This window comes from Microcystis sp. LEGE 00066, from assembly GCF_015207925.1.
Taxonomy (GTDB): domain Bacteria; phylum Cyanobacteriota; class Cyanobacteriia; order Cyanobacteriales; family Microcystaceae; genus Microcystis; species Microcystis ichthyoblabe_A.
In genome coordinates, this window is sequence record NZ_JADEVX010000002.1 from 23414 (window position 1) to 37732 (window position 14319).

Below are 14319 nucleotides of genomic sequence, written 5' to 3' on the forward strand. Positions count from 1 at the left end.
AAAAATGACTGAGCCATTAACAGCAGGTTTACTGATCACCTTAGCAGTACAAGAGTTTGTGAAGTCTGGGACGGGGGATTTAGCGAAACGGTTTACGGCTGAAGCTTTGGCTAAGATTCCTGTTTTATGGGAAAAAATCAAAACTCGCTTAACAGGAAAATCTTCTAAAGTTGATGAAGCATTGGCTAAGGTTGAGAGGGGTGATAGTACAGCCGTTGAAACCTTGACTAAAAATTTAGATGTGATTTTAGATGAAGATCCTGCTTTTGCGAAAGAGTTAAAAGTTTTAGCGCAGACAATCCAAGCGGGTAAAATTCAGGATAATAGTAGTATGATTCAAAATAATTCTGATAATGCTAAAGGTTGGCAGACAAAAGTTGAGGGGGGAACTGCCTATATTGGAGAGATTCACATTAACCAAGGTCAACAACCTAAAACTTAAATCGAGGCTTATTGTCAATGACTGACCTAATTTCTGAACTTTGCCAATTGACGGCGGAAATCCTGCAAGATAATCCCCAAGCGGATCTCGCTCGATTGGTGGCGTTGGTCAAAACCAACATTGATGCTAATTCACAATTAACTGAGGCAATTCAAGATGATCGTCGGTTAGTTCAGATTAACAAAGGAGATGCAAAGGGGTTTCAAACCTTGGTAACGGGGGGAATTGCCAATATTGGGATTCACTTAAATGATGTTAATCGGGAGACTTTACAAGAGGTTTTGCGAGAAGCTTTAGAGGATTTATTGAAGTCGTTGCAACCTATGGGTATTCCTGAGAATATTCCCCGTAGTGGTGTGACCAAGTTTGTAGGAAGGGAAGATGAACTTCTTACCCTACATAACCAGTTACAGCAAAATAAGGTAGTGGCGATTTCTGCGATCGCGGGAATGGGCGGTGTCGGGAAGACAGAACTGGCGATTCAGTATGCTGATTTGCATCAAGAAGATTATCAGGGTGGCTTATGTTGGGTGTTTGCAAGAGATGTCAATATTGGTATTCAAATTGTGAGTTTTGCTCAGGCAAAAATCGAGCTTAAAATTCCTGATTGGATAGATAAAATTGAGGATCAGGTTTCTTTTTGCTGGCGTAATTGGCGATCAGGGAATGTGTTGATTATTTTGGATGATGTGGTCAATTATCCCATGATTGAACCCTATCTACCGCCGAAAGATTCACGTTTTAAGGTCTTGATGACTACGCGGTTAAAGTTTGGTTCTCCAATTCAAACGATTCCCCTAGAAGTTTTGAGTTTGGAAAATGCGTTAGAGTTATTAGAATCTATTATTGGCAAGGAACGCATCGGTAAAGAGCCAGAAATTGCAGAAACGCTTTGTCGCTGGTTAGAGTTTTTACCGTTAGGATTAGAGTTAGTCGGGCGTTATTTGAATGAGGTTCCAGATTTATCTTTATCTACTTTATTATTTCGGTTACAGGAAAAAGCGAAAAAACGTCAAACTCTCAAACATAAGGCTCTAGAAATTGAGAAAGAAACTCGAACTTCTACGGCTAAATTAGGGGTGGAATCTGCTTTTAATTTGAGTTGGGATTTGTTGGACGAGTTGAGTCAACATTTGGGCAAATTATTAAGTTTGTTTGCTAATGCACCGATTCCTTGGGAGTTAGCAGAACGAGTTGAGCAAAAATATTATTTAATGTATCCTGAAAAGGGCGAGTTTGATCTTGATGAATTAGAATTGGCGAGGGCAAAACTGCTCCGGTTTCATCTCTGCCAAAATATTGATCTACAGACTTATCGTTTACATTCTTTAATTCGAGAATTTTTTAGAGGCAAACTAGAAGGAGAAGAAGATGTTACAAACATTAGTTAAAGTTAAGCAAGAAACCGAGGCAGACCAACTAAAACGAGCCTTTGTTAAGGTAATGGTTGAAGTAGCCCAAAAGATTCCTCAGACCCTAACTCTCACAGATGTTAAGCAAGTATCCTCTGCTATTCCTCATCTTGCAGAAGTAGCCACCAATTTTAATATTTTGCTAACAGATGAGGATTTAATCTGGCCTTCTACTGGTATTGCAAGATTTTACGAAGGACAAGCAAACTATCAGGAGGCATTGGTTTGGTGTCAGCACTGTTTAGAAATTTTAGAATCTCGTCTGGGGAATGATCATATTAATGTCGCTACTAGCCTTAGCAATCTGGCAAGAATTTACCGATTACAGGGAGAATACAACAAAGCCGAGCCTCTGCTAAACCGAGCGCAAAAACTGACACAATTAGGCGAAAACCATCTCTTTACAGGAACTTGCTATAACGACTTAGGCTTACTGTATCGTCTAATGGGACGGTATGAAAAAGCCAAAACTTACCATAAACAAGCCTTGGCTATAAGGCTGTCACAACTAGGAGAAAAACACCCCTCGATAGCACAATCATATGACCATTTAGCTATGGTATATCGTTTGACTAAAAAGTATAAAGAAGCCGAAACTTACCATAAACAAGCCTTGACTATAGGGCTGGAACAATTAGGAGAGAATCATCCTTTTGTTGCACGATGTTACAATCACATAGGAAAATTGTACTATGAAATAGAGAGATATGGGGAAGCAGAATCTTACTATCAAAAGACATTAGCGATCTGGCTAGCAGAATTAGGAGAAAATCACCCCTCTGTTGCACAATCCTATACAAATTTTGCGGACTTATACTATGCAATGAAGAAGTATGAAAAGGCAGAACTTCTCTATCAAAAATCTTTAGATATTAGATTTGCAACATTAGGAGAAAACCATAATTTTGTGGCATTAACTTATCAAAATCTAGCAAAATTGTACTACGCAACGGAGAGATATGGCGAATCGGAACGTCTTTACCAAAAGGCTTTGGCAATTTTGATGGCAACAGTAGGCGAAAATCATCCCAACACTCAAAAAGTTCTAGATAGTTTGAAGACACTGAAACAACAAAGAACAACAGACAATGAATCCCCTAATTAACTGACAAAAATAAGGTGATAATGATGCAACAGACTTTAGTTAAAGTTAAGCAAGAAACCGAGGCAGACCAACTAAAAAGGGTTTTTGTTGACGTGATGATTGAGGTTTCTAAAACGATTCCCCAGAATCCCGTTATTGCAGATATTGACAGAGTGCGTCTGGCTATTCCTCATCTGGAGTTACTGAGTCAAGAGATGCTGGATGATATTTCTAATCCTGATGATAATTTAATGTGGGCATTTCTTGGGGTAGCATTGTTTTACCAAGGGCAAGGACAGTATAACTCAGCAGAAAGATATTGTGGTAATTGTCTCGAAGCGGTACAATCTCGCTTAGGAGACAATCATCCCGATGTGGCACAATCCCTCAACAATTTAGCACTATTGTACAATTCCCAAGGCAGGTACACAGAAGCGGAACCTCTCTATCTAGAAGCATTAGATTTGTATAAACAACTCTTAGGAGACAATCATCCCTCTGTGGCACTTTCCCTCAACAATTTAGCAGCATTGTACGATTCCCAAGGCAGGTACACAGAAGCAGAACCTCTCTATCTAGAAGCTTTAGATTTGAGAAAACGACTCTTAGGAGACAATCATCCCGATGTGGCAAATTCCCTCAACAATTTAGCAGCATTGTACGATTCCCAAGGCAGGTACACAGAAGCAGAACCTCTCTATCTAGAAGCTTTAGATTTGAGAAAACGACTCTTAGGAGACAATCATCCCGATGTGGCACTTTCCCTCAACAATTTAGCAGGATTGTACCGTTCCCAAGGCAGATACACAGAAGCGGAACCTCTCTTTCTAGAAGCATTAGATTTGAGAAAACGACTATTAGGAGACAATCATCCCGATGTGGCAAATTCCCTCAACAATTTAGCATACTTGTACCGTTCCCAAGGCAGGTACACAGAAGCGGAACCTCTCTATCTAGAAGCATTAGCAATTGCCGAGCAAGCTTTAGGGGAGAATCATCCCCATGTGGCAACTTCCCTCAACAATTTAGCAGAATTATACCGTTCCCAAGGCAGGTACACAGAAGCGGAACCTCTCTATCTAGAAGCATTAGCAATTGCCGAGCAAGCTTTAGGGGAGAATCATCCTAATACAATAATATTTCGGGAAAACTTACAAATAATGCGACAACAGCAAAAACCCACTTCTTTAACTTGGTGGCAGTGGATTATAGTTATTCCTATAGTTATTCTATGGATGCCGTTTTATTTGCTATGGATGCTGATTCGTTGGCTAGTGCGTCGCTTTATTAGGTGAAGAGTCTTAACTGTGATTGATGTGATTATGTCAAGTTTTTAGGAAATTAAATCAGTTTATTCTTAATCAAACTTAAACGGAGAAAATTAATGACAACCAACTTATTAAATAATGCTATTACCATAGATAACGAAATTCAACATGGTAAACCAATCTTAACGGGAACCCGAATCCCGATCGCCATTGTTATTGGTTCCCTGGCAGGAGGAATGAGCTATGAAGAAGTCATGGAGGAATATGGAGTTACTCAAGAGCAAATTCTTGCTTCTTTAGCATATTTTTCTGAACTTTTAAATAATGAAATCATTTATCCAATGGAGAAAACCAGTTGAAAATTCGCTTTTTAATTGATGAAGACTGCCCCTTAAGTTTAAGCAACTTGCTAAATTCTAAAGGTTATGACGCTATTCATGTAAAAACCTCTGGACTAAGTGGCACAAAAGACCCTGAGCTATTTCGATTTGCTCAACGAGAACAGCGAATTATTATTAGCCGTGATTTGGGATGGGCTAATATCAAAAATTATCCTCCCAATACCCATTGTGGTCTGATTATTTTACGATTTCCTTTTGAGGCGATAGCGGTAGAAATTAGACAGGTTTTAGAAAATTTTATCAATACCGTAGATATAGAAGAAATTATTGGCTCAACGGTAATTGTGGATAAAAATAAGTTTAGGATCAGAAAATCTGGTTGACAAATTAATAGTGTTCCTAATATAAATTAAACAGCGATCGCCACTTTTAAACCTGATAGAAAAACAGCAATTCTTTCACAGTTCATTAAATTGTAATTGCTTTTTCCCTACCCAATAAACCCAACAGAATAAACCCATGAATACAACAACTCAAACCATCAAAGTCTATGACGAAATTATTGAACTAATCGCAGGGGGAACCACCCCCCAATCGGTGATTAACTTTCATCTTTCCGATACCGCTCAAAATCGCCTAGAAGACCTAATTTATAACGCTAAAAATAATGAACTTACCCAAGAGGAAAAACAGGAACTCGATGCTTATTTAATGCTAGAACATATTATGACCCTAGCAAAAGCAAAAGCTCACCAATATCTCAATGGAGCTAACTAAAATGGCTCGACCTTACATTAGTGTAGAATTGCGAAAATTAGTTGCTGAACGTGCCGATTTTCTCTGTGAATATTGCTTAATTTCTGCTTCTGATAGGGTATCTGGCTGTCAGGTGGATCATATCATTAGTTTTAAACATGGGGGAGCAACTTCGGCTGATAATTTATGCTACGCCTGTATTTTTTGCAATTTACAAAAAGGTACAGACTTGCTGAATACAACACAATCATAGTATTCATTCAATCAAATAACAGTTTAGACTTATTATGGGATTACCGTAGGTGCTTCTCATCGATGCCTCTTAGATTACCAGATTTCGTCCCCCCCGAACGGTGACAATTTATCAGCGTTTTCTCCTTGTTTGTCGCCGGTGATGCCATTGACTGAGGAGACGATAACTAACAAAATAAGTGATAATGCTCGCCAACAGACCTGTAATCAAACTGCCAAAAAATAACGTTAAGAGAAATTCACCGCTCAAACTCCCCCAATTTTCCGCCCAACTTTGGTTAGAGGCAAAAATACGACTATCGATCGCTTGATTTCCTTTACCTAAAAACAATTCTCCCAATTTATAGTTAAACAAAAACACGGGAATATAGGTAAAGGGATTACTCACCCAAGTGGCTGCCGCTGCCGCGATTTTATTGCCCCGCACACAGAAAGCTAAAAAAATCGCAATAATGGTCTGTAATCCTAGCCAGGGAAAGGCCCCAGAAAACACCCCCACCGCTAACCCGCGAGCGATTTCGATCGGATGTCCCTGCAATCGCACCAAGCGAACCCACCAGTAGCGACAGGAGCGCGTCAGACGATTAATTAGGCTATTTTCTTTATTTTTCGCTTTTAATGACCGTGAGCGCATATTTTTGGGCATAAATGCTGACAAAATTGATACCAACTTCAATTTTAGCAAGGAGTTACTCAGAGATGTTAAACACAGGGGATACGATCGCCGCCATCGCTACGGCGATCGTTCCGGAACAGGGTAGTATCGGTATTGTCCGTTTATCTGGTAGTCAGGCAGTGGCGATCGCTAGTCGGCTTTTCCATACCCGCAATCGTCAAAAATGGCAAAGTCATCGTCTTCTCTACGGTTATATCCGGCACCCCCAAAGTCAGGCAATTATCGATGAAGCTTTGCTGTTGCTCATGTTAGCGCCCCGCTCTTTCACCCGCGAGGATGTGGTGGAATTTCACTGTCATGGCGGCATTATGCCCGTACAACAGGTGTTACAGTTATGTCTAGAAAATGGGGCGCGTTTGGCCCAAGCGGGGGAATTTAGCCTGCGTGCCTTTCTTAACGGCAGAATTGACCTAACTCAAGCCGAAAGCGTCGTCGATCTCGTTGGGGCGCGTTCTCCTCAAGCGGCACAATTTGCCCTCGCTGGTTTACAGGGAAAACTCGCGCAACCGATTCGGCATTTGCGTGCCACCTGTCTCGATATTTTAGCTGAAATTGAGGCCCGTATTGACTTTGAAGAGGATTTACCACCCTTGGATCACGAGGCGGTTCTCCATAGCATAGAACAGGTTTTTTGTCAAGTAAATTTAATTTTAGCTACTGCCGAGCGCGGGGAATTGCTGCGTAGTGGTCTAAAAGTGGCGATCGTGGGACGGCCGAATGTGGGTAAATCAAGTTTGTTAAATGCTTGGAGTCGGAGTGATCGAGCGATTGTCACCGATTTACCCGGCACTACCCGCGATATCGTCGAATCTCAGCTAGTTGTGGCGGGAATCCCCGTACAAGTCCTCGATACGGCTGGAATTCGCTCGGCCAGCGATCGAGTTGAACAAATTGGGGTGGAACGTTCCCGTCAAACGGCCCGGTCTGCTGATTTAGTTCTCTTAACCGTCTCCGCAGAGTCAGGATGGACCCAGGAGGACGAGGAAATTTATCGCTCTGTCAGCGATCGCCGATTAATTTTAGTGATTAATAAAATTGATTTAGCTCATCCCGAAACGGTAATTTATCCAGCAGAAATTGAGCGAGTTGTCAAGCTATCCGCCGTCCAAAATCAGGGTATTGAAGACTTAGAAAAAACTATTATTGATGCTGTCCAAAATCAAGAACTACAGGCGGCTAATTTGGATTTAGCCATTAATCAACGACAGGCGGCCGCTTTAACTAGGGCGAAAATTGCTTTGCAACAAGTCAAAAAAACAATTGACCAAGATTTACCTTTTGATTTTTGGTCGATCGATCTGCGTACTGCCATTCAAGCTTTAGGAGAAATTACCGGCGAAGAAGTGACTGAATCGGTACTTGATCGCATTTTTAGCCGTTTTTGTATTGGTAAATAAGCAATGAGGAAATCTGGTCAACTGTGTTCGGTTAACTGTAGTCTTGTTGAGAATTGAAGAACTCAGATATTGCCGGAAAAAAAGACTTTCCAAGCGGCCGTAATAATGGCACTTCCCAAAAGGATAATCAATGTCCAGACCTGATTTTTTTGGGTTCCTTCCACTGATTTTAGCCGATTGTCGATGCCTTCGATTTTCTCGTCTAAAACTTTAATATCCCCTTTGATATCAGCTTGTCCTATCTCAAGTTTTGTTAAGCGATTATCTAATCGATCAAACCGTTCATCAATCTTATCGAATTTCTGGCTAACTTCCTTGATACTGTCTTTAATTTCTTTAAGGACGACATCAAGGGAATAAGTAACAGTTTCGTTAGACATTGGGTCAACTCCTATACTGCATCTGGTTGGATATAATTTTATCTTAGTCTAGGCTTTAAGAAAATTTTCTTTCAGGAGCGATTAACTGTAGTCTTGTTGAGAATTAGAGAACTCAGATATTACTGGAAAAAAATACTTTCCAAGCAGCCGTAATAATGGCACTTCCCAAAAGGATAATCAATGTCCAGACCTGATTTTTTTGGGTTCCCTCTACCGATATTAGCCGATTGTCGATGCCTTCAATTTTCCCGTCTAACACTTTAATATCCCCTTTGAGATCAGTTACTCCTATTTCTAGTTTGGTTAACCGATCTTCTACCTTGTCAAATCTTTCGTTAACCCGCTTCTCAAGCGAGTCAATCTTCCCCTCAATCCTTGTGAGGACAGCTTCTAGGGAATAAGTAACAGTTTCGTTAGACATTGGGTCAACTCCTATACTGCATCTGGTTGGATATAATTTTATCTTAGTCTAGGCTTTAAGAAAATTTTCTTTCAGGAGCGATTAACTGTAGTCTTGTTGAGAATTAGAGAACTCAGATATTACTGGAAAAAAATACTTTCCAAGCAGCCGTAATAATGGCACTTCCCAAAAGGATAATCAATGTCCAGACCTGATTTTTTTGGGTTCCCTCTACCGATATTAGCCGATTGTCAATGCCTTCGATTTTCTCGTCTAACACTTTAATATCTCCTTTGAGATCGGTTAATCCTATTTCTACTTTTGTCAAGCGCTCATCAATCTTATCGATCTTCCCCTCAATCCTTGTGAGGACAGCTTCTAGGGAATAAGTAACAGTTTCGTTAGACATTGGCTAAACTCCTGTACTGCATCTGGTTGGATATAATAATTTTATCTTAGTCTAGGCTTTTTGGCATTCCTTACCCTATAGTTAACTTCACTTCTGTCCAACCACTGAGATAGTGTTAGGTGAAAACTTCGCTACTTTCTTGTCACTGATTAGCGGTTACTGTTCATTCTCTGCGAAAAAACCCTAACCCCTAACACCGATAACCCTAACTGCCAATTTTTTCGGGAACTTCCTAACATCCCATTCATCTTAAAACCCAGATTCCACAGGGAAAAAGGGGGAAATCCAGAGGAGTTTCAGGCTTTTTTCCTAGCCCTCTCGGTTTTCTTTTGGTATAAATTGGGTAATGTGTGCAAAGGAGTGAGCGAGTGACGTTTAGCATCGAACCAAAAATTATCAATCCGCCCAAAAACCGTCATGATTATCAATTGTCGGAAGTAATTCGCTATCGTGCTTGGGTAGAGATTGATCGATCAGCACTACAACAAAACGTGCGAAAAGTCAAGGCCTTATTAGCCCCAAAAACGGAATTAATGGCGGTAATTAAAGCCGATGCTTACGGACACGGGGCAGTTAAGGTGGCTAACAGCGTTTTAGAAGCCGGAGCGCAGTCTTTAGCCATCGCGACTATCGGGGAAGGTATCGAACTACGCGAAGCGGGAATCGTTGCCCCAATTATGATTTTAGGGGCAGTCAATACCCCAGAAGAAGTGGCAGCCCTAGCCCATTGGCAATTGCAACCCACCCTGGTGCAAATCGAACAGGTGCGGATTTTTGCCGCCGTTATGAGACGCTTAGAGCAGCGGCTGCCAGTCCATATCAAACTAGATACGGGAATGTCTCGCCTAGGTACACCATGGCACAACGGCACCAAATTCGTCGAACAGGTTTTAGAGGCTCCTAACCTGAAAATTGCCAGTATATACTCGCATTTTGCCACGGCTGACGATCCCAATCCCGAAATCATGCAGTTACAACGGCAAAGATTCCAACAAGCGATCGCCGAGTTAAAATCAAAAGGTTATCATCCCCCCTGTCTGCATTTAGCCAACTCTGCCGCTACCCTAAGCGATCGATCTCTGCACTACGATCGAGTTAGAGTCGGATTAGCTCTCTACGGTCTTTATCCCGCCGATCATCTCACCGATAAAGTCCCTTTGCAACCCGTCCTGCAAGTAAAAGCGCGCATTGCCCAAGTCAAAACCATTGCCGCCGGTTCGGGAGTGAGTTATGGTCATCAGTACATAGCGGCAAAAGACACCCGTATTGCTGTGGTCGGTATCGGTTACGCCGATGGAATTCCCCGCAATCTCTCCAATCGTCTAAAAGTATCCCTGAGAGGACGTTTAGTACCCCAAATCGGCGCGATAACCATGGATCAGTTAATGATTGACGTGAGCGAGATTCCAGAGGTAAAAACAGGGGAAATCGTCACACTTATCGGTAAAGACGGCCTACAGTGCATCACCGCCGATGATTGGGCGCGGGATTTGGGTACGATATCCTGGGAAATTCTCTGCGGTTTTAAGCATCGTTTGCCGCGAATTACTATTAGCAATGAGTGATTATGGCGGTGATCTTAAAAAATGTCAATTGGCGGCAATTCTTACTGTTGACTGGTGAGATGTGTAATTAATTTTGCTTAGGTACTTACCGTTGTTAAGTGCGATCGCTGATTGCTGGGCTAGATTAGGGGATGAATTCTCCAGTGCTTTAGGTTAGAATAAACAGGGTTAATCGACGGCAAATGATTAGTTTTACCCTAGAGGCAGCGATGACTATAAGCAACGATTTACCCTTACCCCCCGGCAGTTTCGGATTACCCCTATTAGGAGAAACAATCGCTTTTTTAACCGATGGGGATTTTGCCAGTAAACGTCATAATAAATATGGTCAACTTTTCCGCACTCACATTTTTGGCAGTCCCACGATTATTTTATCCGGTACCGAAGCTAACCGTTTTCTCCTCAGCAACGAGAATAAATACTTTGCGGCCACTTGGCCTAAAAGTACCAAAACTCTCCTAGGTAGCGCATCTTTAGCAGTGCATACGGGAGATGTTCACGCTTCCCGTCGTCGTTTAATCTATCAAGCTTTTCAACCCCGGTCCCTAGCAAGTTATATCCCTACGGTAGAAACAATTACCGCTCACTATTTAGAGCGTTGGCAAACCGCAAAAACCCTGTCATGGTATCCTGAATTAAGAAACTATACTCTCGATATCGCCTGTAAATTATTTATCGGTCTTGACCAGGGTTCTGCTACCAAATTAGGAGAAGTTTTTGATACTTGGTGTGCGGGACTATTTACCCTTCCCCTTCCCCTTCCCTGGACAGCTTTCGGCAAAGCATTACGCTGTCGAGAGGAATTACTGCAAGCGATCAAAACTATCATTTTAGAAAGACAAAAAAATGATGACTTAGGACAGGATGCTCTGGCTATCCTTTTAGAAGCTAAAGACGAAAACGGTCAAAGTTTATCCTTAGCGGAATTAAAGGATCAAGTGCTATTATTACTCTTTGCCGGTCATGAAACTTTAACCTCCGCTATCGCCACTTTCTGCCTACAAATGGCACTGCATCCCGATATTTTTCAGCTTGTATTGGAGGAAATAACTAATTTTGATCTATCCACTCCTTTAAGCGTTGATACCCTCAAACAGATGACCTATTTAGATCGCGTTTTAAAGGAAGTTTTACGTTTTACTCCCCCCGTGGGAGGAGGATTCCGTCGGGTAATAAAAGACTGTCAATTTAACGGTTATCATTTGCCGAAAGGATGGGTAGTGCAGTATCAAATCAGCAATACCCATAAAGATAATAATATTTATTCCCATCCTGAAACCTTTGATCCTGATCGCTTTTTAGCCGACGAAAAACCCTACGGATATATCCCCTTTGGTGGGGGATTGCGCGAATGTATCGGCAAGGAATTCGCTCGTTTAGAGATGAAAATTTTAGCCGTCCGTTTAGTAGAAAAATACGATTGGCAATTACTCCCCAATCAAGATCTCACCCTCACCACTATCCCCACTCCCCATCCCCGGGACGGTTTACAAGTCACCTTTAAACTCCGTTAACCGGCTAGGATAAAAAAACTTTAAAAACAGTTTAACGTTTTTCTCGGAGCCGTGAAATTTATTTCACGGCATTTATTGACCGAACAGAGGTTAATCGGCAGCGGGTAAAGCTTTCGATAATTCTCCATTTTGCCGATGATTTGGTGTATCAAATTCGAGAACTAGGTAACGAATCAAACGCGCTAGGGATTTTTGTAGTAAACCTTCAGCAATTTTTTGTCCCATCTGTTGGGTTTCCGGTTTAGCGATTAGTTTAGTCATCACTGGCACCATAGCCATGGCATCGAATCCTTTCGTTTCCTGTAAAATACTAAAGATGTTGCGAAGATGCTCAAAACTCTTAGAATCACCCAACAATTCTGGGGGAGTTTCTTGTACCGTTAAACCCACCTGTTGCCGGAAATTAACCGTGAGATTAAACCAAGTGCGACGGCCGAAATTATCGAGGGTATTTACTAACTCATTCACTAATTTTTCGCGGATAAATATACCCCTATCTGACAGAAGAAAATCTAATGCTTGTTCGCTGACTTTCTCGAAGTTAAAATCATTAGAATCTTTAGCATTACGCAAGAGATTTTCTAAACGATTCCAGCGAAAAGTACCGTCTTTAAACAATAAATCCCGCAGGGAATCTCGCAACTCCGTGGAAGGATCGGTCAGCAGACGTTTGGCAATATAAGGATAGGCTTTACTCAGTACCTTAAAATTAGGATCGATGCCAATCGCTATTCCCTCTAAAGTCACCATCGAGCGAATAATCAGGGCATAATAGGCAGGAACTCGAAAGGGAAACTCGTACATCATCGCCGACATTTTATCGGTGATACTTTTAAAGTTTAATTCTGCCACACTCGCCCCCAAAGCATTACCGAAAACTTCCGAAAAAGCGGGAATAATTGGCTCTAAATTGGTAGTTGGTGATAGGAAGTCTAGTTTAACATAATCCTTGGCCAGAGACTCAAAATCCCGGTTGACTAAATGCACCACCGCTTCGATTAAACCGTAGCGTTGATAGGGTTCAATATTGCTCATCATGCCGAAATCAAGATAAGCTAATTTACCATCGGGAGTTGCTAATAAATTACCCGGATGGGGGTCCGCATGGAAAAATCCATGTTCAAGTAATTGACGCAAAGAACACTGCACCCCCACATTAACTAAGTAGGTGGCATCAATACCTTGCGCTTGAATTTCTTTGATATTAGTTAATTTTGTGCCGTCCACCCACTCCATGGTTAAAACCCGTCGCCCGGTATATTTCCAGTAGATTTTGGGGATGTAAATTTCGGCAATGTGACCATAAAGTTGAGCGAATTTTTCGGCGTTTTGTCCTTCGTGCAGATAATTAATTTCTTCAAAAATACGACCAGCTAATTCGTCGGTAATTGCCACTAAATCGGAGCGAAGTCTTTTAACATTAATTTTCGCCCAACTCGCCAAACTACGCATGATATACACATCTAAAGTTATACAGCGAATCAAATCGGGACGCTGTACTTTAACGGCGACTCTCTCTCCGGTTTTTAATTTACCTTTATAAACTTGTCCTAGGGAAGCGGCCGCTATGGGATTGGGGGATAATTCTGCATAAATTTCTTCAGGAGAATAACCTAATTCTTCTTCGATAAAACGATAGGCGATTTCGTTAGGAAAAGAGGGAATTTGATCCTGGAGAGTGGTTAATTCTTCTAAATATAAAGGCGGTACTAAATCAGGCCGGGTAGAGAGAGCTTGACCGATTTTAATATAGGTCGGTCCCAATTTGGTCAACATTTCCCGCAATTGTACAGCCCGTCTAATTTCATTTTTCGGCGATTTTCCCCGCAGTTTATCCCACCAGATACCGATGAGAAAAGATAAAACTGGTAGAGTAATTTCGATTAATCTCCCCACAACGTCTAGAGGTCGCCCACGGTAATAGTCGTTAATAACTTGGGGATTGTAGCGCCAACTCTCGGCCACGTTGTCATCCATGGGGCCGATATCTTCCCGATGCTCTTCGGGAATATGGACGGGCTGCACTTCAACAGTAATCGCTTCTTCGGGTTGCGTCTCTGGGGAGATCATCTGTTCGGACATAGTTCGGTGACGGGGCAGGGTGATTTGTAAACTATTGTAACAAGTATCGGCTTTCTGCCCGATCTTGTTTTTGTCTCCCTAGTTCTAGGTTCAGGTTGGCCGTCAACTTTCCCCAGATGGTTATCGGTGTTTTTGACGATTTCGAGGCTGATACTGCCCTGATTATCCTTAATTGTAGGTGTCAAAAAATAGGGCGGTAATTTGGCTGATTTCTAGGACTTTGTTCAATAATTAGAAGGGTAAGTAGTCGTGCAAAATTAATTTCTTGGTTAGGATAGGCACTCATGCAATAGGCAATAGGCAAAAGCTTTAGGCTCTACCGAAACTGTCATGCAAAACTA

Annotated in this window: 15 protein-coding genes and 1 pseudogene; 11 read left to right on the top strand and 5 right to left on the bottom strand. The window is 41.7% G+C overall.

Going from position 1 to position 14319, the window contains the following annotated elements; translation table 11 throughout:
- Positions 1–4: 4 nt before the first annotated feature.
- From IQ224_RS00450 to IQ224_RS00485, 8 genes and pseudogenes are all read left to right on the top strand, one after another.
- Positions 5–442, top strand: coding sequence for a hypothetical protein (locus IQ224_RS00450; protein ID WP_194032367.1), 438 nt, complete (start codon positions 5–7; stop codon positions 440–442).
- A gap of 17 nt (positions 443–459) precedes the next feature.
- A complete protein-coding gene (locus IQ224_RS00455) occupies positions 460–1833 on the top strand; it encodes an NB-ARC domain-containing protein (protein ID WP_194032342.1) in 1374 nt (457 codons plus the stop codon).
- Entirely contained in the window at positions 1814–2959 is a 1146-nt protein-coding gene (locus tag IQ224_RS00460; protein ID WP_194032343.1) for a tetratricopeptide repeat protein, read from the top strand. The genes IQ224_RS00455 and IQ224_RS00460 overlap by 20 nt, the downstream gene beginning before the upstream one ends.
- A gap of 44 nt (positions 2960–3003) precedes the next feature.
- Positions 3004–4233: pseudogene (locus tag IQ224_RS00465) on the top strand (tetratricopeptide repeat protein); the annotation flags it as partial.
- Between the two features lie 89 nt (positions 4234–4322).
- Positions 4323–4565: a DUF433 domain-containing protein gene (locus IQ224_RS00470; protein ID WP_002744173.1), complete on the top strand. Its 243-nt coding sequence runs from the start codon at positions 4323–4325 to the stop codon at positions 4563–4565.
- The gene (locus IQ224_RS00475; RefSeq protein ID WP_002744172.1) at positions 4562–4930 is read left to right on the top strand and encodes a DUF5615 family PIN-like protein; all 369 of its coding nucleotides are present in this window, start codon (positions 4562–4564) and stop codon (positions 4928–4930) included. The genes IQ224_RS00470 and IQ224_RS00475 overlap by 4 nt, the downstream gene beginning before the upstream one ends.
- Before the next feature lie 136 nt (positions 4931–5066).
- Positions 5067–5324 carry a hypothetical protein gene (locus tag IQ224_RS00480; protein WP_002744171.1) on the top strand — a complete coding sequence of 86 codons (258 nt, stop codon included), beginning with the start codon at positions 5067–5069 and terminating at the stop codon, positions 5322–5324.
- 1 nt (position 5325) lies between these two features.
- A complete protein-coding gene (locus tag IQ224_RS00485) occupies positions 5326–5556 on the top strand; it encodes an HNH endonuclease (protein WP_228036043.1) in 231 nt (76 codons plus the stop codon).
- Between the two features lie 111 nt (positions 5557–5667).
- Here the strand turns inward: IQ224_RS00485 and IQ224_RS00490 are convergent, their stop codons facing one another.
- A complete protein-coding gene (locus tag IQ224_RS00490) occupies positions 5668–6201 on the bottom strand; it encodes a DUF2062 domain-containing protein (RefSeq protein ID WP_194032344.1) in 534 nt (177 codons plus the stop codon).
- A gap of 53 nt (positions 6202–6254) precedes the next feature.
- Between IQ224_RS00490 and mnmE the strand changes: the two genes are divergently transcribed.
- Positions 6255–7628, top strand: a complete 1374-nt coding sequence (gene mnmE / locus IQ224_RS00495) for a tRNA uridine-5-carboxymethylaminomethyl(34) synthesis GTPase MnmE (protein WP_194032345.1) — start codon at positions 6255–6257, stop codon at positions 7626–7628.
- 62 nt (positions 7629–7690) lie between these two features.
- Here the strand turns inward: mnmE and IQ224_RS00500 are convergent, their stop codons facing one another.
- From IQ224_RS00500 to IQ224_RS00510, 3 genes are all read right to left on the bottom strand, one after another.
- Positions 7691–8008: a DUF4164 family protein gene (locus IQ224_RS00500; protein WP_016514447.1), complete on the bottom strand. Its 318-nt coding sequence runs from the start codon at positions 8006–8008 to the stop codon at positions 7691–7693.
- 112 nt (positions 8009–8120) lie between these two features.
- Positions 8121–8429, bottom strand: a complete 309-nt coding sequence (locus tag IQ224_RS00505; RefSeq protein ID WP_002744166.1) for a DUF4164 family protein — start codon at positions 8427–8429, stop codon at positions 8121–8123.
- Positions 8430–8541: 112 nt separating this feature from the next.
- Complete coding sequence (locus tag IQ224_RS00510; protein ID WP_084990060.1) at positions 8542–8817, bottom strand: polyhydroxyalkanoate biosynthesis repressor PhaR; 276 nt, start codon at positions 8815–8817, stop codon at positions 8542–8544.
- A 368-nt stretch (positions 8818–9185) separates the two neighbouring features.
- On the opposite strand from IQ224_RS00510, the gene alr reads away from it, so the two are divergent.
- Together alr and IQ224_RS00520 are read left to right on the top strand one after the other, a co-directional pair.
- A complete protein-coding gene (gene alr, locus IQ224_RS00515; RefSeq protein ID WP_036400981.1) occupies positions 9186–10382 on the top strand; it encodes an alanine racemase in 1197 nt (398 codons plus the stop codon).
- Between the two features lie 209 nt (positions 10383–10591).
- On the top strand, positions 10592–11896 hold the full coding sequence (locus IQ224_RS00520; RefSeq protein WP_036400995.1) for a cytochrome P450: 1305 nt from the start codon (positions 10592–10594) through the stop codon (positions 11894–11896).
- A 90-nt stretch (positions 11897–11986) separates the two neighbouring features.
- Here IQ224_RS00520 and IQ224_RS00525 read toward each other — a convergent pair whose 3' ends face one another.
- The gene (locus tag IQ224_RS00525; RefSeq protein WP_036400978.1) at positions 11987–13978 is read right to left on the bottom strand and encodes an AarF/ABC1/UbiB kinase family protein; all 1992 of its coding nucleotides are present in this window, start codon (positions 13976–13978) and stop codon (positions 11987–11989) included.
- Between the last annotated feature and the right edge of the window lie 341 nt (positions 13979–14319).